Source organism: Cellulomonas timonensis, from assembly GCF_900046455.1.
GTDB lineage: Bacteria > Actinomycetota > Actinomycetes > Actinomycetales > Cellulomonadaceae > Cellulomonas_A > Cellulomonas_A timonensis.
Genome location: NZ_FCOT01000010.1, coordinates 392,110 through 413,515, shown reverse-complemented (window position 1 = coordinate 413,515; position 21,406 = coordinate 392,110). Strand labels below are relative to the sequence as shown.

The 21,406-nt window shown below is 72.9% G+C and carries 20 protein-coding genes; 7 read left to right on the top strand and 13 right to left on the bottom strand.

Annotated features, from left to right (window positions below):
- The 3 genes from BN3788_RS05525 to BN3788_RS05515 form a co-directional block, all read right to left on the bottom strand.
- Positions 1 to 1,792 (bottom strand): carbohydrate-binding domain-containing protein (locus BN3788_RS05525; protein ID WP_082812610.1); only part of this gene is annotated, 1,792 nt, incomplete at its 3' end.
- A gap of 25 nt (positions 1,793 to 1,817) precedes the next feature.
- Entirely contained in the window at positions 1,818 to 2,621 is an 804-nt protein-coding gene (locus BN3788_RS05520) for a polyphosphate polymerase domain-containing protein (RefSeq protein ID WP_066582787.1), read from the bottom strand.
- Entirely contained in the window at positions 2,618 to 3,244 is a 627-nt protein-coding gene (locus tag BN3788_RS05515; protein WP_066582786.1) for a DUF4956 domain-containing protein, read from the bottom strand. The genes BN3788_RS05520 and BN3788_RS05515 overlap by 4 nt, the downstream gene beginning before the upstream one ends.
- 242 nt (positions 3,245 to 3,486) lie before the next feature.
- On the opposite strand from BN3788_RS05515, the gene BN3788_RS05510 reads away from it, so the two are divergent.
- The 6 genes from BN3788_RS05510 to BN3788_RS05485 all read left to right on the top strand — a co-directional run bounded on the left by BN3788_RS05510 (position 3,487) and on the right by BN3788_RS05485 (position 11,471).
- Positions 3,487 to 4,713: an ROK family transcriptional regulator gene (locus tag BN3788_RS05510; protein ID WP_066582785.1), complete on the top strand. Its 1,227-nt coding sequence runs from the start codon at positions 3,487 to 3,489 to the stop codon at positions 4,711 to 4,713.
- On the top strand, positions 4,710 to 5,669 hold the full coding sequence (locus BN3788_RS05505) for a carbohydrate ABC transporter permease (protein ID WP_082812609.1): 960 nt from the start codon (positions 4,710 to 4,712) through the stop codon (positions 5,667 to 5,669). Before BN3788_RS05510 ends, BN3788_RS05505 begins: the two co-directional genes overlap by 4 nt.
- Entirely contained in the window at positions 5,662 to 6,498 is an 837-nt protein-coding gene (locus BN3788_RS05500) for a carbohydrate ABC transporter permease (protein WP_066582784.1), read from the top strand. The genes BN3788_RS05505 and BN3788_RS05500 overlap by 8 nt, the downstream gene beginning before the upstream one ends.
- Before the next feature lie 84 nt (positions 6,499 to 6,582).
- Positions 6,583 to 7,866 (top strand): ABC transporter substrate-binding protein, encoded by a 1,284-nt coding sequence (locus BN3788_RS05495; RefSeq protein ID WP_066582783.1) that lies wholly within the window; start codon positions 6,583 to 6,585, stop codon positions 7,864 to 7,866.
- 93 nt (positions 7,867 to 7,959) lie between these two features.
- Complete coding sequence (locus tag BN3788_RS05490; protein ID WP_066582782.1) at positions 7,960 to 9,129, top strand: glycoside hydrolase family 15 protein; 1,170 nt, start codon at positions 7,960 to 7,962, stop codon at positions 9,127 to 9,129.
- The gene (locus BN3788_RS05485) at positions 9,126 to 11,471 is read left to right on the top strand and encodes a glycoside hydrolase family 31 protein (protein ID WP_066582781.1); all 2,346 of its coding nucleotides are present in this window, start codon (positions 9,126 to 9,128) and stop codon (positions 11,469 to 11,471) included. The genes BN3788_RS05490 and BN3788_RS05485 overlap by 4 nt, the downstream gene beginning before the upstream one ends.
- 44 nt (positions 11,472 to 11,515) lie before the next feature.
- Here BN3788_RS05485 and BN3788_RS05480 read toward each other — a convergent pair whose 3' ends face one another.
- From BN3788_RS05480 to BN3788_RS05465, 4 genes are read right to left on the bottom strand one after another with little or no spacing between them, the layout of a single operon-like run.
- Complete coding sequence (locus BN3788_RS05480; RefSeq protein WP_066582780.1) at positions 11,516 to 11,905, bottom strand: VOC family protein; 390 nt, start codon at positions 11,903 to 11,905, stop codon at positions 11,516 to 11,518.
- A 49-nt stretch (positions 11,906 to 11,954) separates the two neighbouring features.
- Entirely contained in the window at positions 11,955 to 12,134 is a 180-nt protein-coding gene (locus tag BN3788_RS05475; RefSeq protein ID WP_066582779.1) for a hypothetical protein, read from the bottom strand.
- A gap of 1 nt (position 12,135) precedes the next feature.
- Positions 12,136 to 12,687: an HAAS signaling domain-containing protein gene (locus tag BN3788_RS05470; protein ID WP_066582778.1), complete on the bottom strand. Its 552-nt coding sequence runs from the start codon at positions 12,685 to 12,687 to the stop codon at positions 12,136 to 12,138.
- Positions 12,687 to 13,028, bottom strand: a complete 342-nt coding sequence (locus BN3788_RS05465; RefSeq protein WP_066582777.1) for a PadR family transcriptional regulator — start codon at positions 13,026 to 13,028, stop codon at positions 12,687 to 12,689. Before BN3788_RS05465 ends, BN3788_RS05470 begins: the two co-directional genes overlap by 1 nt.
- Positions 13,029 to 13,163: 135 nt before the next feature.
- On the opposite strand from BN3788_RS05465, the gene BN3788_RS18930 reads away from it, so the two are divergent.
- Positions 13,164 to 13,826, top strand: a complete 663-nt coding sequence (locus BN3788_RS18930; protein ID WP_066582776.1) for a hypothetical protein — start codon at positions 13,164 to 13,166, stop codon at positions 13,824 to 13,826.
- Between the two features lie 90 nt (positions 13,827 to 13,916).
- On the opposite strand, the gene BN3788_RS05455 is transcribed toward BN3788_RS18930, so the two are convergent.
- Genes BN3788_RS05455 through BN3788_RS05430 form a run of 6 tightly spaced genes read right to left on the bottom strand, consistent with a single transcriptional unit; the run spans position 13,917 to position 21,396 of the window.
- On the bottom strand, positions 13,917 to 15,884 hold the full coding sequence (locus BN3788_RS05455) for an allophanate hydrolase-related protein (protein WP_082812606.1): 1,968 nt from the start codon (positions 15,882 to 15,884) through the stop codon (positions 13,917 to 13,919).
- A complete protein-coding gene (locus tag BN3788_RS05450; protein ID WP_108723784.1) occupies positions 15,881 to 16,570 on the bottom strand; it encodes a cysteine hydrolase family protein in 690 nt (229 codons plus the stop codon). Before BN3788_RS05450 ends, BN3788_RS05455 begins: the two co-directional genes overlap by 4 nt.
- Positions 16,570 to 17,586, bottom strand: coding sequence for a carbamate kinase (locus tag BN3788_RS05445; protein WP_066582774.1), 1,017 nt, complete (start codon positions 17,584 to 17,586; stop codon positions 16,570 to 16,572). Before BN3788_RS05445 ends, BN3788_RS05450 begins: the two co-directional genes overlap by 1 nt.
- On the bottom strand, positions 17,583 to 18,959 hold the full coding sequence (locus BN3788_RS05440; RefSeq protein WP_066582773.1) for a YlbE family protein: 1,377 nt from the start codon (positions 18,957 to 18,959) through the stop codon (positions 17,583 to 17,585). The genes BN3788_RS05445 and BN3788_RS05440 overlap by 4 nt, the downstream gene beginning before the upstream one ends.
- A complete protein-coding gene (fdrA, locus tag BN3788_RS05435; RefSeq protein WP_082812605.1) occupies positions 18,956 to 20,455 on the bottom strand; it encodes an acyl-CoA synthetase FdrA in 1,500 nt (499 codons plus the stop codon). Before fdrA ends, BN3788_RS05440 begins: the two co-directional genes overlap by 4 nt.
- Positions 20,452 to 21,396 (bottom strand): oxamate carbamoyltransferase subunit AllH family protein, encoded by a 945-nt coding sequence (locus BN3788_RS05430; protein ID WP_159066856.1) that lies wholly within the window; start codon positions 21,394 to 21,396, stop codon positions 20,452 to 20,454. The genes fdrA and BN3788_RS05430 overlap by 4 nt, the downstream gene beginning before the upstream one ends.
- Positions 21,397 to 21,406 lie beyond the last annotated feature (10 nt).

Below are 21,406 nucleotides of genomic sequence, written 5' to 3'. Positions count from 1 at the left end.
CTCGCGTCTCCTGGCCCGCAGTGCCGGTGGCGGTGACCGTCGCGCCGCTGGTGTCACCCGCGTGGCCGAGCCCGCCGACCGTCTCCCCGGTGATCGTCCCGCCGACGGCGGCCTGGTACTCCTCGCCCGCGACCACCTCCGCCGACGAGTAGATGACGGAGCCGTACTGCTTGGTCGTCTCGAACACCGCGAGCTGGTTCCCGTCGGAGTCCAGGATGTGCACCACGTCGCCGGCCTGGCCGGTGAGGGAGAGCGCGACGAAGGACTGCGCCGAGGACGCCGCAGGGGTCTGCGCCATGCCCGAGCTGCCCACCGCGATGAGCTCGCCGCCGGTGACGTCGAACGTGCCGGCGACGTCGATCGAGCCATTGCCGCCGTTCGTGGGGCCGTGCACCACCAGCGTCCCGCCACTCAGGGAGGCGGAGCCGTTCGAGTCGAAGCCGTCGCCACCGGCGTCCAGCACCACAGTGCCGCCCGTGATCGTCAGGCTGGAGCCGTCGGCGGCGTCGCCGCCACCGGGCGCCGGCGCGTCGCCCCACTCGTCCTCCGAGGCGTCATTGTCACCGCCCGCGGCATTGATGCCGTCGTCGGACGCCACGACGGAGACCTGACCGTCGACGACCGTCACCTGCGCCGCCTCCAGGCCCTCATACGAGCGGGTGACGTCCACCGAGCCGCCGCTGATCCGCAGGGCGTTGTTCGCGTGGATGCCGTCATCGCCGGAGGCGAGGGTCACGGCGCCGCCCGCGAGGTGCACGGCGCCGTCGGAGTGGATGGCGTCGTCAGCAGCGCTGACCAGCACATCCCCAGCGCCCACGATGACGCAGACGTCGCCGACCAGGCCCTTCGGCGACGCGTCCGCGGCCACTGACGCGGAGCTCCCGCCCCCTGTCGTGACGTCCAGGGCGCCGCCGGAGACGATCACATCCGTCGCCGCGGCGATGCCGTCGTCACCCGCGACGAGCGTGAGGTCACCACCGGAGACGGCGACGTAGCCCATCGTCTCGTCCTCGTCGTTGTCGGACTTCAGCGCGTCGCCGCCGGCCTCGACGTCCAGGTCGCCGCCCCGCACCACGAGGTAGTCCTTGCCGCGGATGCCGTCGTCCACCGCATCGACGGTGAGCGAGCCCGAGTCGATGACCAGTCCGTCCTTACTCGCGATGGCGTCGTTGGCGTTGCCCTCGACATGCAGCGCGCCGCCGCCGGTGAGGGTCAGGTCGGCGGTGGAGAAGAGCGCCGCGTTGGGCTCATCCGTCGCGGCGTCCGGGTAGACGTAGGTGGAGGCGTCGGACAGGCGGTTCGACGTCCCGTCGGCGAGCACCACGACTGCCTCGTCGGCGTCGAGGAACTGCAGCGGGCTGGTGGTCGAGCTGGTGATCTCGGCGCCGTCGAGGATGACGCGGACCAGGCCGTCGCCGGCGCTGTCCACCACGACCTGGCCGTCGTCCAGCGTGCCGGAGAGCCGGTACGTGCCGGGCGCCGTGAGGGTGACGGTTGAGCCGTCGACCCGCACGCCGTCGTCGTCGGCGGTGGCGGAGTCTCCGTTGAGCGTGAGGGGGACCTCGTCGGACGGGTCCCACGCCTCGGCCGCGGTGTGGGCCGAGGCGTTCGCGGCCATCGCCTCCTCGACGGACAGGTCGGCGTCCGTGGCGGGCGTGGCCGCCGACGTGGAGGCGGACGCGGAGGAGTCGCCCGTCTCGGAAGAGTCCACGGCGGCCGTGGACGTGCAGCCGGCCAGCAGGGCGAAGGCCGCGACGGGGGTGAGGAGGTGCGTCAGGGTGGTGCGTCGCATCAGATGCTCCAAACGGCGAGGGTGCTCATGCGGTCGGGGTGCTCAAGCGGTCAGAGGCGACCGCTGGGACATGGCGGCCGAGGACGCGCCGCCAGGGTGTGGCCGGGAGTTCCGGGTGCAGGGCGGCCATGCCGGTGCCGTACTTGGAGATCCGCACCGGTCGGAGGCGGTGCCGCCACAGCAGCCGGTCCGTGGACGACGGGGTCGAGCCCGTCTTGGTCTCGACGATCGCAAAGCCGGGCAGGGCGACCTCGACGCCGCTCACGGGGTCGGCCCAGACCAGGCCGGTGTCGATGGTGGTGCGGCTGTCGCCCGGCAGATGGATTGTCGTGCGGTGGTAGCGGCTGACCAGCGTCGGGACGAAGGGCGCCGCGCCTGTGCTCGGGATCGCGGCGCGTTCCAGCACCTCGTCGGCGAACCGCAGGCCCGCGGGTGTGAGCCGGCCGCGCTGATCCGGGTCGTGCGGCAGGCGCGTCTTGACGGTGGAGCCGCGCGGGCCCCGCGTCTTGACCTCCATCCAGCACTGGCGCGAGTCCACGTAGGTGCGGGTGCGGACCTTGAACCGGCGACGACGCCGGTGGGCGGCGCCGAGGTAGCTCGTCAGATCAGGCGTGTCGAAGTACACCGACTCGTAGGCGAAATCGCGGGCTCCGCCGATCTCCAGCACGCGGGCGCCCGGGTCGGTCTGCCGCAGCAGCGGCTCGAGCGCGTCGAGCGGGACGACGTACTTGCGGTCCACCCGCGTCTGCAACGCAGCGCGGGCGTCCAGCTCGACCAGGCTGATAGGAGCGAGGCGGTCGATGGCGCTGCCTCCGACGACGGACGTCATCGCAGGCCCGCCGCCAGGTCATCCCGGGCCGAGGTGGGGAATGCGGCCCCCGGCGCGGCGGGGCGGGCGGACTCCGGCGCCCCCGTCACCGCGTACCGCACCTCGACACAGGTGGTGTCGTTCACCAGGTCGAGCCGCTGCACGCTCACCCGGTGGACCTGCGCCCCCAGCAGGCCCTCGAGGTGTGCGATGAGCGCTGTCTCGTCGGCCAGCGCGACGTCGAGGACCACCACCTGGTGGCGGTACTGGCGGAACAGGCGCGGGTGGTCGCCCACGGCGAGGACCACCAGGATCAGGGCCATGAGCCCGATGCTCAGACCTGGCGCCCCGCCCGAGAGCCCGCCCAGCAGCCCGAGCGCGAGCGCTGAGAAGTAGTACGCGACCTCATGCTGCTCGAGCTCGGTCGAGCGCAGCCGGATGATCGACAGGACCCCGAACAGCCCGAGCCCCAGGCCCGCGCCCACGGCGCTCTGCGCGAGCGCCCCCGCGACTGCGAGCACCCCCACGTTGACGCCCAGGTAGGCGACCACGAGGTCGCGTCGCCGGTGGCGCGGGAAGTACAGCCCGAACGTGAGGATGCTGATCGCGATGAGGTCGACCAGGTACAGCAGGTACTGCGACATGCGGGGCCTCCGGGGAGTCTGGGCCGAATCGTTCTCGGCCGGACCATTCACCCGCGCGTGCCTGTGCCCGACCTGTGCCTGCCCTGTGGTGGAGATTCGTTTCCGTCGCCGCCAGGGGAGTCGCCCTAGCCCACCGCCTCCGTCGGGCGTCGTTGTGCCTGGCCACCGACGCGACGGGAGTTGACGACATCGGCCCAGGTAGTTAGTGTTCGACTAAATTTAGTGGTGAACAAAGGAGTTCGATGTCGCCCGCATCCCGCCCGTCCGCCCGAGGTGACCTGGTCCCGTCGGCGATCCTCGGGCTGCTCGGCACGCGGGGCCCGACCTCCCGCGCCGACGTCGCCCGAGCGCTCGACGTCAGCCCGGCGCTCGTGACGCAGCTGACCAAGGACCTCATCGCGCGCGGGCTCGTCACCGAGCTCGAGCACGCGCCCTCGCAAGGCGGGCGCCCGGCGCGGCTCCTCGGGCTCGTCCGCTCTGCCGGGGGAGCGATCGGCGCCAAGGTCACCGCCGACCACGTCGCCCTCGTCGACGTGGACCTCGACGGCACCGTCCGCAGCCAGTCCACGCAGCGCTTCGACCCCGACGCGCCGGACGCGCTCGACGCGCTCGGCCACATCCTCGGCTCCGCGGTCGACGACCACTCCGGGCCGCTGCTCGGCATCGGCGTCGGCATCCCCGGCTCGGTCGACTCCCAGGCCTCCGGCATCGTCGACGCCCCGACCCTCGGCTGGTCCGACGCCCACGTCGGCGCAGTGCTCCGCAGCACCCTCGGCGTGCCCGTCCTGGTGGAGAACGACGTCAACACCCTCGCCGTCGCCGAGCGGCTGTACGGCACCGGACGCGACCACGGCTCCTACCTGGTCGTCACGATCGGACGCGGCATCGGCTGCGGCATCGTCGTCGACGGCGCGGTCTACCGGGGCGCGTCGGGTGGCGCCGGCGAGATCGGGCACATCCCGATCACCATGGACGGCCCCCTGTGCGGCTGCGGGGCCCGGGGCTGCCTCGAGGCCCACATCGGCGAGGACGCCCTGGTGCGAGCCGCCCTCGAGCAGGGCGTGGTCGGCCCGCGGGGGACTGCCACCGGGCTGCGCCAGGCCGCCGAGCGCGGCGACGCCGCCGCCCAGGAGATCTACCGCGAGGCCGGCGCGCGCCTCGGGCGGGCGCTCGCGGGCGTCGTGCACACCGTGGACCCCGAGGTGATCGTGCTGCTCGGCGAGGGCATCGACGCCTGGCGGCACTGGGAGCCCGGCTTCGAGCCGTCCTTCCGGGGCCACCTCATGCCCGCGCGCCGCGGCATCCCGTTCGTGATCGAGCCCTGGGCCGAGGACAAGTGGGCGCTCGGCGCCGCGTCCCTGGTGTTGGCGAGCCCCTTCGACGCCGCGGGGGCGGCTGGCGACCAGGGGCGGCTCGTGCGCGAGCGCCTCCACGCCGGGGCGGACGACCACGCCGAGCCCGCACGATGAGCGCGTCGACGGCGCCGTCCCTCGCGCCCCGCGCCACCGTCGACACGGCCGTCGGCCGCGCCCGCCGCGGCCCCGCCTCCCGCCGTCGGGGCCTGAAGCACGCCGGGTGGGTGTTGCTCTTCCTGCTGCCGAGCGCGATTCCGCTCATCGCCTTCGTCCTGGTCCCGATGGTGGGCTCGGCCTGGGTGAGCCTGCACCGCTGGAACCTCATCTCTGGCATGGAGTGGGTCGGCCTGGACAACTACGCCAAGCTGCTGGGCGACCCCACGACCCGCAAGGTCTTCGGCAACACGCTGATGTACATCGCCGGATACCTGCCGCTCGTGTACGTGGGCGGCCTGGGCCTCGCGCTGCTGCTCAACCAGGCGTTCCGCGGCCGGTCCTTCTTCCGCGCGGCGTACTTCCTGCCGGTGGTCACCAGCTGGGTCGTCGTGGCGCTCGTGTGGCAGTGGCTGCTCAACCCGAGCAACGGCCTCGTCAACCAGGCGCTCGGCGCCATCGGGCTCCCCGAGCCCGGCTGGTGGACGGATCCCACCTGGGCCCTGCCGTCGGTGGTGCTCGCCTCCGCGTGGAAGGACCTCGGCTTTGTCATGGTGATCCTGCTGGCCGGCCTGCAGGCGATCCCGGGCGACGTGATGGAGGCCGCGCGGATGGACGGCGCCAACGCCTGGCAGCGGTTCCGGTCGATCACGCTGCCGCTGCTGTCCCCGTCGACGTTCTTCGTCGTGGTGATCTCGCTGGTCAACGGATTCCAGGTCTTCGACCAGGTCTACGTCATGACCGGGGGAGGGCCGTCGGGGGCCAGCCAGGTCGTCGTCGGCCAGATCTACGACCTGACGTTCCGCTACGGGCGGGCGGGCGAGGCCTCGGCGCTCTCCTGGCTCCTCTTCGCCCTGATCCTCGGGGTCACGGCCTTCCAGCTGCACGGCCAGAAGCGGTGGGTGAACCATGCCTGACATCCAGACCACGACCTCTCGGCTGGGCCGCCGCGTCGTCCTCTACCTCGTCGTCGCCGTGGGCGCCGTGCTCATGCTGTTCCCCTTCCTCTGGACGGTGATCACCTCCATCACGCCCAGCGGGACGCTCTCCTCGGGGCCGAGCCTGGTCGTCGAGGACCCCACGCTGGACGCGTACCGCGAGCTGTTCGGCGTCATGCCGGTGTGGCGCATCGTGGGCAACTCCTTCGGGGTCGCCGTCGCCACGACGGTGCTCCAGCTCATCACGTCGTCGATGGCCGCGTACGCGTTCGCCCGGCTGCCGTTCCGGGGCCGCAACGTGGTCTTCGCGGTGTACCTCGCGACCCTCATGATCCCGCTGCAGGTGCTCGTCGTGCCGCTGTTCATCGAGATGACGCGCCTGCAGCTCAACGACACCTACTTCGCCCTGTTGGCCCCCACCATCGCCTCGGCGTTCGGGGTGTTCCTGCTCAAGCAGGCCATGGAGGGCGTGCCCCGCGAGCTGGACGAGGCCGCCACCATCGACGGGGCCGGCCACCTGCGCATCTTCAGCACGATCATGCTGCCGCTGGTGCGCCCCTCGCTCGCCACACTCGCGGTCTTCGCGTTCATGTCGAGCTGGAACAGCTTCCTGTGGCCCCTGGTGGTCATCAGGTCGCCCGAGCTGATGACGCTGCCGCTGGGGCTCGCGACGCTGCGCGGGCAGTTCACCACCGAGTGGGACGTGGTGATGGCGGGGGCTGTCGTCTCCATCATCCCGATCGCGTTGCTCTACCTCGTGGCGCAGCGCCACATCATCGCGGGGATGGCGCACACCGGCATCAAGTAGCCACCACCGCATCGGTCGTCGCATGGCGGCAACCGACCTCCCCCCGGATCGGCGCCGCCGCCGACCACCACGAAAGGAAGAACAATGTCGTTCCGAACCACCTCCCACCGCACCCGTGGGGCGGTGCTCGGCGTGAGCGCCGCGCTCGCGCTGACGCTCACGGCGTGCAGCCAGGGCTCGGCGACCGCGCCCCAGACCGGGGACGGGGACGCCGACCAGAAGGTCACCGTCACCTACATGAACTTCTCCGCGAACGGCGGCCACGAGGCCGACCTGGACGCGATCGTCGCGGCGTTCGAGGACGCCAACCCGGACATCGACGTCCAGGTCGAGACCCTCCCGTACGCCGACTACTTCACCAAGCTGCTGACCTCGGTGGCGGGCGGCACGGTCTCCGACACGTTCGAGCTCAACTTCGAGAACTTCGTGACGTACGCGGCCAACGGCGCGCTCGCGGAGCTGACGGTCGAGAACGCCGACGCGTACACACCGTCGCTGCTCGAGTCGTTCTCCCACGACGGCGCCCAGCTGGGCCTGCCGGCCTCGTTCTCGAATGTCGTCCTGTTCTACAACACGGACCTCTTCGACGCGGCGGGCCTCGCGTATCCGACAGCCGACTGGACCTGGGCGGACGAGCAGGCCGCGGCCGAGAAGCTCACCGACCGGGCAGCCGGGGTGTGGGGCGACTACCAGCCCATCTCGTTCCACGAGTTCTACAAGGCGCTGGCCCAGGCCGGCGGCGAGTTCTTCGACGCCGAGCAGACCGCTGCGACCTTCGCGAGCCCCGAGGGCATCGAGGCCGCGACGTGGCTCGTCGGCAAGTCCGGGACGACCATGCCGACCGAGGCCGACGGCGCAGGCACTGCCGATTTCGACACCGACCTGTTCAAGGCCGGCAAGCTCGGCATGTGGCACAGCGGCATCTGGATGTTCGGCGGCCTCGCCGAGGTCGAGGGCCTCGGCTGGGACATCGCCGTCGAGCCGGGCCACACGCAGAAGGCGTCGGCGCTGTTCGCGAACGGCGTGGCCGTGTCCGCGAAGTCGGCGCACCCCGAGGAGGCCACACGGTGGCTCGAGTTCCTCACCGCATCCGACACCACGGTGACGACACGGCTGGCCACGTCGTGGGAGCTGCCGCCCGTCGCCGACCAGTCGCTGCTGGACAGCTACCTCGACGTCACCCCGCCGGCCAACCGCGCCGCGGTGTTCGACTCGCTCGACGCGGTGGCGCTGCCCCCGGTGATCGAGTCCCAGCAGGAGATGCAGGACATCGTCGGCGAGGAGCTCGCCAACGCCGCAGCCGGCCGCAAGACCGTCGAGCAGGCGCTCACCGACGCGCAGACCCGGGTCACCGCCCTCCTGGGCTGACCCGCCCGTGGTGGGCCCGGGCGATCGGCCGGGCCCACCACTCGCGCGCATCGCGCGCGGATTCCCGCACGACACTGACCAGGACTGTGAGACATGACCGACCCCATCCCGGCGATCTCCTCGCCCGACCGTGAGCGCCTCGTCGCGCTCACGCGCCGCAGCCACGCCGTCATCGCGGGCCACCAAGACCCTGGCGGCGCCTATCCCGCCTCACCCACCTTCTCGGCCTATCGCGGCTACGCGTGGCTGCGTGACGGGGCGTTCACGGCCGAGGGCATGTCCCGGTATGGCGATGTCGGCTCGGTCGACCGCTTCCACGACTGGGTCACCGACGTCCTGGCGGCGCGGGCGGAGCAGGTGGCCGGGCTGATCGCAGCGGCAGGCGCAGGCCAGGACCTCCCGCTCGACCGCATGCTGCCGACGCGGTTCACGTTCGACGGCGCCGACGGCTCCGACCCGTGGTGGGACTTCCAGACCGACGGCTACGGCATGTGGCTGTGGGCGGTGGTGACCCACGCGCGCCGCCACGCCCTGGCGCTCGACCGCTGGCTCCCCGGCGTCGAGGTGGCTGTCGACTACCTCCTCACGTTCTGGGACCGCCCGTGCTACGACTGGTGGGAGGAGCACGTCGAGCAGCGCCACGTCTCGACGCTCGGCGCGATCCACGGCGGCCTGCGGGCCATCGCCGAGGCGGGCGCGCTCGACCCGACCCGCACACGGCGGGCGCTCCACGTCGCCGAGCAGGCGCGCGGGCTCGCGCTGGCCGAGGGCACGACGGCCGGCCGCGCGGGCGACCCCGCGGCGCCGCACCTCGCCAAATGGCTCGGCTCGACTGCCGTCGACGCCTCGCTCGCAGCATGTGTGGCGCCCTTCGGGCTGGTCGAGCCCGGGACCACGATCGCGGCCGCGACGCTCGACGCGGTGGCCCGTGACCTCGACGTCGACGGCGGCGTGCACCGCTTCCGCGCCGACGTGTTCTACGGGGGCGGGCAGTGGCTGCTGCTGGCCTGCCTGCTGGGCTGGAACCGTGCCGTCGCAGGCGACCGCGCGGGCGCCTTGCGCCACCTGCAGTGGGTCGCAGACCACGCCACGGAGGACGGCGAGCTGCCCGAGCAGGTCCCTGACCACCTGCTGGCCCCCGAGCGCCGCGACGAGTGGCTCGAGCGCTGGGGCCCCGTCGCGACCCCGCTGCTGTGGTCCCACGGCATGTACCTGATCCTTGCCGACGAGCTCGGCCTGCTCCCGGAGGACGACCAGCGATGACCCTCACCACGACGACCGGACCGGCGCTCACGCACCGCCCGCACGGCATCGAGCACCCCTACGCGACGTCGGCCGATCAGCGCGTGCCGGTGCTCCCCGAGGCCGGGCAGAGTGTCCGCCTCGGCGTGCTCGCGCGCCCCGACGTGACGGCCGTCGCCTGCGAGTGGCACGACCAGGCCGCGGGCACCACCACCGTGCTCACGCTGTCTCCGGCGAGCGCCTCGGCTGCGGACGCCGCCGCGCTCGCGGGCGGCGACGGCCACCTGGCAGCGGCCCAGGCCGCGCAGCTCGAGGCCGACGGCGGCTGGTCGGCACAGAGCCCGGTCCTCACCGCCGGGACGCGCTACCGCTACCGGTTCCTGGCCGACACGGCGCCCGCCGCGGAGCCGACCCCCTGGTTCGAGGTCTCGGCGGCGACCTGGTCCGAGGAGGGCGGCGACCTCGTGCTGACGGGTGGCGACGCACGCTCGCGGCTCGGGCCCGGGGGCGTGTCGTGGCTGCGGGACGCCGAGGGCGCGCGCCGGGCGCGGCTCGCGCTGCGGCTCGAGCCGCAGGAGCGCGTCGTCGGCTTCGGCGAGCGGTACGACGCCGTGGACCAGCGCGGCACGGCGCTCGACGCCGTCGTGTTCGAGCAGTACAAGTCGCAGGCCGCGCACCGCCGCACGTACCTGCCGATGCCGTTCGCGCATGTGGTGGGCCTGTCTCTTATACTCTTCCGACCCTGCCCCCGTGCCCACCGCTCCAGCTTCGGGCCTTGGCTTACTTTTCAGGCCGGGTGGGGCTTCCACGTCCGCACCGCGCGGCGCACCTGGTACGACGTCGGCGCCTCGCAGCCCGACGTGCTGGTGGTGGAGGCCGCGCTGGGCGGGGCCCCGCATGAGCGGCTCGAGGTCGCCCTCTACGACGGGACGCCCGACGAGGTGCTGCGCGCGTTCGGCGACGAGGTCGGGCGCGCCGAGGAGCTCCCCGCGTGGGTGTTCCGGCTGTGGGCCTCGGGCAACGAGTGGAACACCCAGCGGCTCGTGATGGAGCGCATGGACAGCCACCAGGACCTCGACATCCCCGTGGGCGCCGTGGTGATCGAGGCGTGGAGCGACGAGGAGGGCATCACGATCTTCCGCGACGCCCAGTACGAGGTCACCCCCGACGGAGCCCCGCACGACGCCGCCGACTTCGCCTACCCAGCGGGCGGGGCGTGGCCCGACCCGCGCGCCATGATCGACGAGCTGCACGCCCGCGGCATCAAGGTGATCCTCTGGCAGATCCCGCTGCAAAAGACTGAGCACGACCTGGGGCCCGACGTTCCCCATGACAGCCAGGTGCTGTCCGACGGACGCGCGATGGTCGCGTCGGGCCACGCCGTGCGGGAGGCCGACGGCTCGGCCTACCACAACCGCGGGTGGTGGTTCCCGCAGGCGCTCATGGCGGACCTGTCCACGCAGGAGGGCCGCGACTGGTGGACGGCGAAGCGGCGCTACCTCGTGGCCGACCTCGACGTCGACGGGTTCAAGACCGATGGCGGCGAGCACGCCTGGGGCCACGACCTGCGCTACGCCGACGGGCGCCGGGGCGACGAGGGCAACAACCTCTACCCGGTGCACTACGCGCGGGCGTTCGGCGACCTGCTCCGCGCGCACGGCAAGGCGCCCGTGACCTTCTCCCGCGCGGGCTTCACCGGCTCGCAGGCCCACGGCCTGTTCTGGGCAGGCGACGAGGACTCCACCTGGGAGGCCTTCCGGAACTCCGTGACGGCCGGCATCACGGCCTCGGCCTGCGGCATCGTGTACTGGGGCTGGGACCTGGCCGGATTCTCGGGCCCGGTGCCCGACGGCGAGCTGTACGTGCGCGCGGCCGCCGCGGCCACGTTCATGCCCGTGATGCAGTACCACTCCGAGTTCAACCACCACCAGCGGCCGCTGCGCGACCGCACCCCGTGGTTCGTGGCCGAGACCCATGACGACCCGGCTGTCGTCGACGAGTTCCGGCGCTACGCCCACCTGCGCGAACGCCTGGTGCCGTACCTGGCCGAGCAGGCGGCGCGCACGATCGCCACCGACCGCCCGCTCATGCGGGGCCTGTTCTTCGACTGGCCCGACGACCCCGCGGTGTGGGACTGGACCGGGCAGTTCCTGCTCGGTGACGATCTGCTGGTGCACCCGGTGACCGAGCCGGGGATCAGCACGTGGGCCACCTACCTGCCCGCCGGCACGTGGGTGGACGTCTGGTCAGGGCAGGTGCTCGAGGGCGGCGCCACGGTCGAGCGGTCGACGCCGCGCGACATCGTGCCGGTGTACTGCCGCGCCGAGCGCTGGGCCGAGCTCGCGCCGGTGTTCGCCGCCTGACCGACAGCCTCCGGGGCCCGCCGCGAGAGGCGGGCCCCGGAGGGTCAGCGCGCCAGCTCGGCCAGGATGATCGCGTTGCCCCACGGGTCGCGGATGTGCGCGTACCTGCCGTCGTCGTCGACGAGCGGGCCGTGGTCGGGGTGCACGCCGGCGGCGGCCATCCGGGCGAGGTCGGCGTCGAGGGTGTCGGTGTACAGCACCAGCAGCGGGTACCCGGCGGTCTGGTTCCCGGCGCGCGCCCGGGCCTCGTCGGACGTCGCCGCGAACAGCCACAGGCCGGGGTCTTGCAGCCCGCCGGGGCCGACGTGCACGTAGCGGAAGCCGGGGGAGGGCTGCTCGTCGTAGAGGGTCGTGAAGCCGAACGCGGTGGCGTAGAACTCCTGTGCCCGGTCGAGGTCGTCGACGAGGACCGTGTATCTGCCGATGGTCACCATGCACGAAAAATGGTGCTTCGGGTGGTCTGGCGTCAAGCCGGGCAGCTGGTCAGCCCGCCGTGGTGCCGTGTGAGGCTGGCGGCGGCGGCCCGACGCGCATCGCGAGGGCGAGCACCGCCTGGGAGCTCAACGGTCGGCGCTGCGCCCTGCGGCGGAGCAGCACCATGCGGCGCAGCTCGCGTTCGGTGGGCGGAGCCTCGGTGGTGTTGTCGACGTCGTCGTCGGCCATGTCATCCACCTCCTGGGGAGACGACCTCGACCGGGGCCTCGATCGAGGGGAGTTCGGTGCGGGCGCTGAGCAGGGTCGCGGCGGCGATCCCGGTGATCAGGATCGCCAGCGCGGCCAGCGCGGCGGCGGCGCGCAGCAGGCCGGTGGGCCCGTCCGTGCGACGGGCTCCCAGCAAGGCGGCGATGCCCACGGCGAGCGCGAGGGCGACTGCCACGACGGGCATGGCGGGGATGAGCGCGAGGGACAGCGCGGCGAGGACGAGCAGCGCGGGCCCTGATCGGGCGGGGTGGCCGACGCGGTGCGGGACTGTGGCGGTCGGGCTGAGCAGCGCGGGACCTGCGACGTCCGCCTCGCGGGCGATCCGCTCGACCGGTCCGAGCCGCCGCAGCACGTCTTGCACATCCTCCGAGGTGGGCGCCTCGCCCAGGGACTCGTCGACGTGCTCGCGGATGGAGGCGACGACGTCGGCGCGCTCGGCGGGGTCGATGCCCGCCAGCGCGCGGTCGAGGTCCTCGAGGTACGCCTCGACGAGGGGCAGGTGCGGGGCGGTCATCAGCTGGCCTTTCCGAGCACGGCGTCCACGCCGTCGCTGAACGGGAACCAGATCGCCGCGAAGGTGCGGACGGCAGCGCGGCCCTCGTCGGTGAGGGAGTAGTAGCGCCGGGGCGGGCCGCTGCGGGACTCCTGCCAGGTGGTCTCGACCCAGCCCTGCTTGCGGAGCCGGGCGAGCAGCGGGTAGAGCGTGCCCTCGCTGGTGAACAGCGTCTCGTGGCGGCCGAGCTCCGTGGCGATCTCGAGTCCGTAGGCCGGTCCGGAGCGCAGGTAGGCCAGCACGCAGAACTCGAGCACACCCTTGCGCATCTGGGTGAGCACGCCTTCCGCGGTCGGTTCCATGCACGGCACGGTAGCAGTAACGTGCGCCGCAAGGTAGTGCGCATCGCCAGGTTCCCTGGTTGGCTCAACGCGGGAGCGAGGGGGCCTCCCGGTGGTTGGCCCCGGAGGCCCCGTCCGACCACCTAGGGGAGACACATGCACAGGTTCCGCACCGCCACCGTCGCCACGATCGCCGCCGCCGGGCTCGTCCTCGCCGCGGCGCCCAGCATGGCCGCAGGGCACAGCCCCACCGCGGCCGACAGCGTGTCCACGGCAGCCGTCACCGGCGCCGACGCGCTCAGCCCGGAGCTCGAGGCGTACCTCGGCACGTTGAGCCCCGCCGACCGCGACGCGTTCATCGCCAGCAACCTGCCGGCGGAGATCGTGCTGACCCGGGGCGCCCAGCAGCCCCTCGACGCGGCCGCCCGGCGCAGCCTCAGCGCGGCGACAGCCAGTGGCCGCTCCGTGGGCATCCTGGCGACGGGCTGCTGGACGGCGCGGCAGAACGGCAGCGCCCGGTCCGGGCTCGGCAACACGCTGTACACGTACTACACCGTGGGCGGCTGGTGCTCCTCGGGCTCGACCGTGACCAGCGCGTGGCTCGCTGACGCGGGCGGCGAGACGTCGACGCCGGGCTGGAGCTACCAGGGGCGGATCAACAGCGGGTCCGGCGTGGTGTCCAACACCGGCAGGGCCTACTCGCAGCACCGGTTCACGCTCAGCGCCGGCGGGGCGACGGTGCAGTCGCCCACCCCGTGCCTGCGGGTGACGGGGACGTCGAGCGGCTCCGCGTCGGGGTCGTCGAGCTGCGGGATCTGACCCGCGCCACACGAACGACGTCGGGCCCCCGAGGATCACTCCTCGGGGGCCCGACGTCGTTCTGCGCAGGTGAGGCCTGCGCCTGGCCGGCTAGCGCGTGGCGCCGGCCGCCGCGGCTGCCAGGTACTCGCGCCACCCGCCGTGCTGGGTGATCTCCGGGTGCTGCTCGGCGCGCTCGCGCTCGTACAGGATCCCGGGCACAACGCGCCCGTCGGCCAGCTGCACCGGGCCGCGGTACAGGCCGGCCGGCTCGCCCTCGATGACCTTCAGCAGGACCTCGATGGGCACCTGGTAGAGCTCGCCGGAGATCGACGCGCCCTGCTCGTCGTCGGCCACCTTGTACATGCCGGGGTGGACGTCGCCGATGGTGTGCACGCGGTAGAGGGGCGCCGTGGCGATCTCCTCGATGAACTCCGCGCCGGCGAGGTTCGGGTGCAGCTCCAGTCCGCGCATGAGCGTGCCGTTGACGAACAGGATGTCGTCGTCCAGCTCGGTGTTCTTCTCGTTGCGCGCCTTCCAGCCGAAGCCGACCAGGATGAGCGCCAGGAACACATAGCCCAGCGTCACGGACGGCGAGGCATTCAAGCCGATCTCGTAGGCGTTGATCAGGCCCACGAAGGACAGCACCGCGCCGAGCCCGGCCGTGATGGCCGCGGCGTACATCTTGCGGTCGATGATGAAGCACGTGATCGCGCCGAGCACGACGCCCACGAGCACCGCGCCCTGGCCCAGCAGCTTGAGGCCGTCGTAGATCACGCCGTTGTCGATGAGGGTGGCGATGCCGACCTCGTTCGCCGTCGTGCCAGCCGAGGCCAGCGCGTTGTCGATCTGGCCGGTGGCCCACTCCGCGATGCTGGGCAGCATCGCGATGACGATCGCGGGGGCGTAGCGCTTGGCGCTCACATTGAACGCCTGCGCCCCGATGACCAGGCCGATGTACAGCAGCACGGGCACGAGGGCCTGCATCGGGAAGATCGCGAGGAACGTGCCGATCAGCCCCGTGAAGCAGACCACCGCGACGACGATGCCGGTGACCAGCGAGTAGCCGATGCGACCGCCGACCTGCTTCCAGCCCGGGTGGCCGATGTACACGGCGGGCGGGAACGGCGAGCCGAGGAACGAGCCGACGATGGCGCCCAGGCCGTCGGCGGTGAGGACCTGGCGGACCGAGTAACGGTCGCCAGCGGCGGCGGCCGACTCGACGTTGGTCATGCCCTCGGTGAAGTTGTAGATGCCGAGGGGGATGGCCGAGGCGAGCAGCGGGGCGATGTCCTGCAGGCCGGTGACGACATCACCCGTCGGGAACGGCAGGTGCAGCGCGAGGTTCGCGATCGACTCCGAGACGGCGCTCGGCTCCAGGATCCCGCTCCACCCCAGCGCGACGCCGATCCAGGCGACGGCAGTGGCGGCGACGACGGCGAGCAGCCCGACGGGGGCGTTGAACGGCATCGGGCGGTTGCCCAGCCAGCCCACGAGGATGAAGGCCAGCGCGATGAACGCGATCCACGGCGCCTGCCAGATCTGCGCGGCAGGGCTCATCGCGATGAACGTGATGGAGATACCGGCCAGGGCGCCCAGCAGGGCGGCGCGCGGCGTGATCTTGCGGATCCACGGCCCGAAGATCGCGCCGAGCAGGATGATGCAGCCGATGATGAACGCCCAGGCGAGGCCAGCCCGCCAGGCCTTCATCGCGTCGCCGGACTGCAGCAGGACGGGCAGCATGACCACGAAGACGACGATGAACGTGTGGGGCACGCTCGGGCCGTACGGCAGTGCCGTGACGTCCGTGCGGTTCTCGCGGCGGGCGAGGCGGCGCGCGAGGATCGCGTACCAGATGTTGCCGAGCGGCAGGGCGATGCCCAGCGCGGGCAGCACCCGCCCGTACACGGTCTCGGCCGGGATCTTGACGACGGCCAGGCACAGGCCCGTCAGGACGATGACGTTGAGCAGGACGTTCGTGCCGAGGCCGAACAGCCCGTTCCAGTCACCCGGGACCCACCACTTGAGCTTGACGGGCGCCTCGGCGCCACGCTTCGGGGCAGCAGCGACGGTGCTCATGCCTCTCCTCCACTCTCGCTGGACTTGATCGCGCCGAGCAGGGCAGCGGAGTCCGCGACCCACCCGACAATGCCGCCCTGCGCCGAGAACATCGCCAGCGCGGACTCGTGGAACTCGGGGAAGTACGACGACGTGCAGTCCGAGAGCACGAGGCACTCGAACCCGCGGTCGTTCGCGGCGCGCACCGTCGACTGGACGCAGACCTCGGTGGTCACACCGGTGACGATCAGGCGCGTGATGCCACGGGCGCGCAGGATCGTCTCGAGGTCGGTGCCGTAGAACGAGTCCTTGCCGGGCTTGTCGAGCACGACCTCGCCCTCGATGGGCGCGAGCTCGGGGATGATGTCGTGGCCGCGCGAGCCGCGCACGAGCAGGCGTCCCATGGGCCCCTCCTCGCCGATGCGCAGCGACGGGTTGCCGCGGTCGCGCTTGGCGGGGAACAGGTCGGTCAGGTCGGGGCGGTGCCCCTCACGGGTGTGGATGATCGTGGAGCCCAGCTCGCGGAAGGCCGCGAGGACGCGCTGCGTCGGCTCGATCGTGCTGCGCAGCCGCGAGACGTCGTTGCCGAGCGACTCGCCGACCCCGCCCGCCTCCACGAAGTCACGCTGGAAGTCGATGCACATCAGTGCGGTCTGACGCGGGTCGAACGTGAACGAGAACGGCTCTGCGGGGACAGTGATGCTCATCAGATCTCCTGTTCGGGGCGGGGGGTGGGGACCATCGGCAGGGCGGTCGCAGAGGCCGTCGGCTGCCGGAGGATGACATGCGTCCCTGAGCCGCCGGCGAGCGCCTCACGCAGCCGGGGGAGGGACGTGATGACGGCGCGCTCTCCGCCGTCCTGGACGAACTGCAACGCGGACTCGACCTTGGGCCCCATGGACCCGGCGGGGAACTCGCCGGCCTCCAGGTGGGCACGCAGCTCAGCGGCCTCCACCACGTCCAGCGAGCGCTGGTCGGGTGTGCCCCAGCCGACGTAGACGTGGTCCACGCCGGTGACGAGCACCAGTGTGTCGACACCGGTCGTGGCGGCCAACAACGCGGACGCGCGGTCCTTGTCCACCACGGCGTCGACCCCGTGCCACCCGTCGGCGGTGCGCGCCACCGGGATGCCGCCGCCGCCCGCGGCAACGACGACCGCATGCGGGGTCAGGGCGCGGATCTGGTCGGCCTCCACGATGCGCAGCGGCGGCGGGCTCGCGACGACCCGGCGGAAGGCGCCCGGGCTCGTCTCGACGACGGTCCAGCCCTCGGCGGCGGCCCGCGCGCGGGCCGTCTCGCCGGTGAGCTGCGAGCCGATGGGCTTCGACGGGGCGCTGAACGCCGGGTCCTGCGGGTCCACCTCGGAGTGGGTCAGCACCGCGACCGCGCGGTCGCTGAGCCCGCGGCGCTCCAGGGCGGTGTTGAGCGCCATCGCCAGGATGTGCCCGATCCCGCCCTGCGAGTCGGCCACGGCGAGCCACAGGGGCAGGTCGGGCAGGCCCTCGTGGTCGGCGTCCGGGGCCACGAGCTCGCCGCGTCGCAGGATGAACCCGACCTGCGGCCCGTTGCCGTGCGAGACCAGCACGCGCCAGCCGTCGGCCACCAGGTCGGCGACCTGCTCGGCGAACTGCGCGGCCCGCTCGAGCTGGCGGGGCACCGAGCCCGGCTCGCCGTCGAGGACCAGCGCGTTGCCGCCGATCGCGACGAGCACGGAGCCCTTCATCGGGAGTCCCTGAGCTCGCGCAGGGCCAGCGCGGCCTGCGTGAACACGGCGCTGGGCGCCTCGACGATGCCGGCGCCGATCTGCCCGACGCCCGCCTCGCGGTGCGCGATGCCCGTGTTGATCACCGGCAGCACGCCCGTGTCGAGGACCTTCAACACGTCGATCCCGCTGGGCGTCCCGGTGAAGTTCAGCGGGGGCAGCATGTACGCGGGGTGCGGGCCCATGGTGATACGGCGCATCGACCGGGTGGTGGCCAGGGCGTCGTCGGGGGTCCCGCCCACGAACTGCACGATCGCGGGGGAGGCCGCCATCGCGAAGCCGCCCAGGCCGAGGGTCTCGGTGATCGCCGAGTCGCCCAGGTCGGGGTTCGCGTCGTCGATGCTGAAGCCCGGGAAGAACAGGCCGTCGGCGGGGCCCACCGGGGAGGTGAACCAGCGCTCGCCGGCGCCCGCGACCCGCAGGCCGAACTCGACGCCGTTGCGGGCCATGGTCGTCACGAGGGTGGAGTTCTCGATGCCCACCGCGGCGTCCATCGCGAGCTTCGCGCCCGCCATCGACATGTTCAGCGCGAAGTGGTCGTTCCCGGCCAGGAACTCCAGCACCTCCACGCCGCGCGGCAGCGTCGCCAGGGTCGGGGCCAGCCGGCGCGTGAGCAGGCTGGTCGCCGCCACGTTCCGGTTGTGGCCCTCGTCGCCCATCGCGAGCGCCTGGCCGATCAGCGACGTGACGTCGATCGGGCCGTAGGCCTGCAGCGTCGAGTCGAGCACCGGGCCGAGCACGTCGCGCATCCACTGCAGACGGGCGATCACCTCGCCGTCGAAGGCGCCGAAGCGCAGCACCTTGCCGAGGCCCTCGTTGAGGGTCGCGAAGGCGCGGCGGTCGCCGTCCTCGACGACCAGCACGGGCATCGAGGGGGAGACCACGCCGGCCATCGGGCCGACGGCGCCGTGGTGGTGGCACGGGTCGACCTGGATCTGGCCGGTGCGCAGCAGCTCGCGGGCCTCGTCGGGCGTGGACGCCCAGCCCTCGAAGAGGCTCGCGCCGATCAGCGCGCCGAGCATCGGGCCGCACATGCGCTCGACCTCGATGGGCGGCCCGGCGTGCAGCAGCACGCGGGCGTCGGCGAGGCCGGGGACGACCTCCCGCGCGGGGCGGATCGCGACCAGGCGCGGGCGCACGGCGTGCACCGCGGCCAGCGCGCGGCGGTTGGCCTCACGGGTGACGTCGTCGTTGAGCCCTGCGGCCGCGACCGCCACGACGGCGTCGCCGAAGGCGGGTGGCCGCCAGTCGAGCTGGACGACGTCCTCGGCGGGCACCCCCTCGACGATGAGGGGTAGGCCTGCGTTGATGACGCGGATGCCGCCGGTGATCATGCGTCCTCCTTCGGGGAGCTGGAGAGCGCGCCCGTGGACGCGACGGTGGCGCGGGTCGCGGCGTAGCGGGCCGCGGACGCGTTGGACGGGTGCAGCAGGACGCCGGCGTCGCGCAGCACGGCGCGCTGCTGGTCGATGCCTTGGGGATCGTCGGGGGCGCCGCAGACGGACCCGACGACCACCAGCTCGCGGCCGTCGGACGCCGCGGCGGCGCGTGCGGCGCGCACGGCCTCGGCGAGCGGGGCCGCCGGGTCGGCGGAGGCGCCGTAGCCCAGCACCAGGTCGACCAGGACGAGGCCCACCAGCGGGTTCTCGCCCGCGGCGGCGACCCGGGCCGAGCGCTCGGCGGGCTCGATCATCGGGTGCGGGCGGCCGGCGGTGAACTCGTCGTCGCCCAGGTCGAGGATCTCGGCGTGGACGCCAGCGGCGCCCAGAATGACCTTCGACTCGGAGGCGAGGGTGCCGCCCGTGTACAGGCCCAGCACCCCGCCGGACAGCGGGACGTCCAGGTCGGGGGTGGCGGCGGCCTCGATGGCCAGCGGGTGGCCGGCGAGCTCCGCGGCGGCGATGGCGCCGCCCTCGAGCGTGCCGCGCACCACGACGGGGCCGTCGGAGTCCGGGAGGCCGAGCAGGCACGCCACCACCGGCTTGCCGAGGATGGCGAGCCGGGCCAGGAGGCGCTCCGCGACCGCGGGGGCCGGGGGCTTCGAGACGACGACCACGACCTTGGTCTCGTCATCCGCGCTGAGCATGTCGAGCGCGTGGTGGGTCATGAGGCCGTCGACCTCGACGCTGAGGTCGCGGCCGCCCACGCCGATGAGCTGGGACACGCCGCAGCCCGCGACGTCGAGCAGGCAGGACACCTCCTGGGCGCCCGTGCCCGACGCGGCCACAATGCCCACCGAGCCGCGCTGCACCACATTGGCGAAGCCGAGGGGCACGCCGTCGAGGATCGCGGTGCCGCAGTCGGGGCCCATCAGCAGCAGCCCCCGGTCGACGGCGAGGCGCTTGAGGCGCACCTCGTCCTCGATCGAGACATTGTCCGAGAAGCAGAACACGTGCAGCCCGTTGCGCAGCGACTGCTCCACCACGGCGGGGGCGTAGGCGCCCGGCGTGGAGATGGTCGCGAGGGTGGCGCCGTCGGCGGCCGCCACACCCTCGGCGATGGACTGCGGGAGCTGCTCGGCGCGCTCGCCGGTGGACTGCTCCACGGCCGTCAGCCCGGCCTCCGCGGAGTCGAGGGCCTCCTGCGCGATCTCCTCGTCATCGGCGCGGACGACCAGCAGCAGGTCGTCCGGCGCGGCGACCAGGTCGTCGGGGCGCATCGACGAGCGCTCGAGGATCTCGAGGTTGCCGGGCGTGGCCATCACGGCGCCGACGCGCCGCACGCCGTCGCGCTTCTCGGTGGCCGAGGCCAGCGCCATCAGCGCCACCGAGTCGCGGTAGAGGCGGGGCAGCACGCGGGCGCGCAGCACTGTCGTATCGGGTGCGCTCATGCGCTCCTCCTGGGGACGTGGGTCGAGCGGGACGGGAGATGGTCTGAGGTGTGGGCCAGCGCGGCGCGGGCCGCGGCGGTGGCGCCGCTCGCGTGGTCCACGCCGGAGCTGGCACCCCAGGTGCGGGCGTGGGCGATGGTCGCGGTGACGAGGGACGGGTCGGCCAGGGCTCGCAGCAGGCCGTGCACGTGCTCGGCGAACTGGCCGTCGACGGCGGCGAGCAGGTCATGCCGGGACATCGCGGTGGTCTGGTCCACGAGGCCCGCCACCTGGCTGGCGAGGCGGTGCGCGGGGCCGAGGCCGTTGGCCCGCGGCAGCCCGGTCGCCGCGGAGAGCGTGGCGAGCACGCCGATGACCACGTCGTCGCCTGCGGGGGTCGTGCCCGGGCCGGCGCCGATCAGCCGGACGAGCAGGTCCTCCACCAGCAGGTCGTCGGCGGCGAGGGCCGCGCGGGCGAGGGGGCCAGCGAGCTCGCGCTGCGCGCGCGGGTCCATCACGGGGTCCGGCGTGTGCACGGGCACGGCGGCGAGCGCGGAGCCCATCCGCGCCACCGCGCGCGGGTCCAGCACAGTGGGCGGGAGGCGCAGGTCGACCCGCTCGACGAGGTGCGGCGGGTCGGCGAGCCAGCCGTCCAGGCGCACGGTGCGGGGGGCCTGTGCGGGGCGCACGGGCTCATTTCCGGCGAGCCGGTGGGAGAGCTCGGCGAACTCGGCGTAGTCGGGGACGCAGATGCCGCCCGGCACCAGGCCCCGCATCCGCGAGGTGAGGGCGACGAGCTCGGAGCGACGGCCTTGCCGCCGCTCGACGGGCCGGGCGAGGATCAGGGCCGATTGTCCGACATGGACGAGGTGGAACGACCCGTCCTCGCGCCAAGGTTCAGGCCCGATCGGCACGCGCACGTGGCGCACCGTCCCGAGCTGCCCCCTGAACATCATTGTCATGCCTATGAAT

What these genes read in the sequence shown, in the direction of transcription:
- BN3788_RS05520 (WP_066582787.1), bottom strand. Translation starts at nt 2,621, where the DNA reads ATGACGTCCGTCGTCGGAGGCAGCGCCATCGACCGCCTCGCTCCTATC.
- BN3788_RS05515 (WP_066582786.1), bottom strand. Translation starts at nt 3,244, where the DNA reads ATGTCGCAGTACCTGCTGTACCTGGTCGACCTCATCGCGATCAGCATC.
- BN3788_RS05510 (WP_066582785.1), top strand. Translation starts at nt 3,487, where the DNA reads ATGTCGCCCGCATCCCGCCCGTCCGCCCGAGGTGACCTGGTCCCGTCG.
- BN3788_RS05505 (WP_082812609.1), top strand. Translation starts at nt 4,710, where the DNA reads ATGAGCGCGTCGACGGCGCCGTCCCTCGCGCCCCGCGCCACCGTCGAC.
- BN3788_RS05500 (WP_066582784.1), top strand. Translation starts at nt 5,662, where the DNA reads ATGCCTGACATCCAGACCACGACCTCTCGGCTGGGCCGCCGCGTCGTC.
- BN3788_RS05495 (WP_066582783.1), top strand. Translation starts at nt 6,583, where the DNA reads ATGTCGTTCCGAACCACCTCCCACCGCACCCGTGGGGCGGTGCTCGGC.
- BN3788_RS05490 (WP_066582782.1), top strand. Translation starts at nt 7,960, where the DNA reads ATGACCGACCCCATCCCGGCGATCTCCTCGCCCGACCGTGAGCGCCTC.
- BN3788_RS05485 (WP_066582781.1), top strand. Translation starts at nt 9,126, where the DNA reads ATGACCCTCACCACGACGACCGGACCGGCGCTCACGCACCGCCCGCAC.
- BN3788_RS05480 (WP_066582780.1), bottom strand. Translation starts at nt 11,905, where the DNA reads ATGGTGACCATCGGCAGATACACGGTCCTCGTCGACGACCTCGACCGG.
- BN3788_RS05475 (WP_066582779.1), bottom strand. Translation starts at nt 12,134, where the DNA reads ATGGCCGACGACGACGTCGACAACACCACCGAGGCTCCGCCCACCGAA.
- BN3788_RS05470 (WP_066582778.1), bottom strand. Translation starts at nt 12,687, where the DNA reads ATGACCGCCCCGCACCTGCCCCTCGTCGAGGCGTACCTCGAGGACCTC.
- BN3788_RS05465 (WP_066582777.1), bottom strand. Translation starts at nt 13,028, where the DNA reads ATGGAACCGACCGCGGAAGGCGTGCTCACCCAGATGCGCAAGGGTGTG.
- BN3788_RS18930 (WP_066582776.1), top strand. Translation starts at nt 13,164, where the DNA reads ATGCACAGGTTCCGCACCGCCACCGTCGCCACGATCGCCGCCGCCGGG.
- BN3788_RS05455 (WP_082812606.1), bottom strand. Translation starts at nt 15,884, where the DNA reads ATGAGCACCGTCGCTGCTGCCCCGAAGCGTGGCGCCGAGGCGCCCGTC.
- BN3788_RS05450 (WP_108723784.1), bottom strand. Translation starts at nt 16,570, where the DNA reads ATGAGCATCACTGTCCCCGCAGAGCCGTTCTCGTTCACGTTCGACCCG.
- BN3788_RS05445 (WP_066582774.1), bottom strand. Translation starts at nt 17,586, where the DNA reads ATGAAGGGCTCCGTGCTCGTCGCGATCGGCGGCAACGCGCTGGTCCTC.
- BN3788_RS05440 (WP_066582773.1), bottom strand. Translation starts at nt 18,959, where the DNA reads ATGATCACCGGCGGCATCCGCGTCATCAACGCAGGCCTACCCCTCATC.
- fdrA (WP_082812605.1), bottom strand. Translation starts at nt 20,455, where the DNA reads ATGAGCGCACCCGATACGACAGTGCTGCGCGCCCGCGTGCTGCCCCGC.
- BN3788_RS05430 (WP_159066856.1), bottom strand. Translation starts at nt 21,396, where the DNA reads ATGACAATGATGTTCAGGGGGCAGCTCGGGACGGTGCGCCACGTGCGC.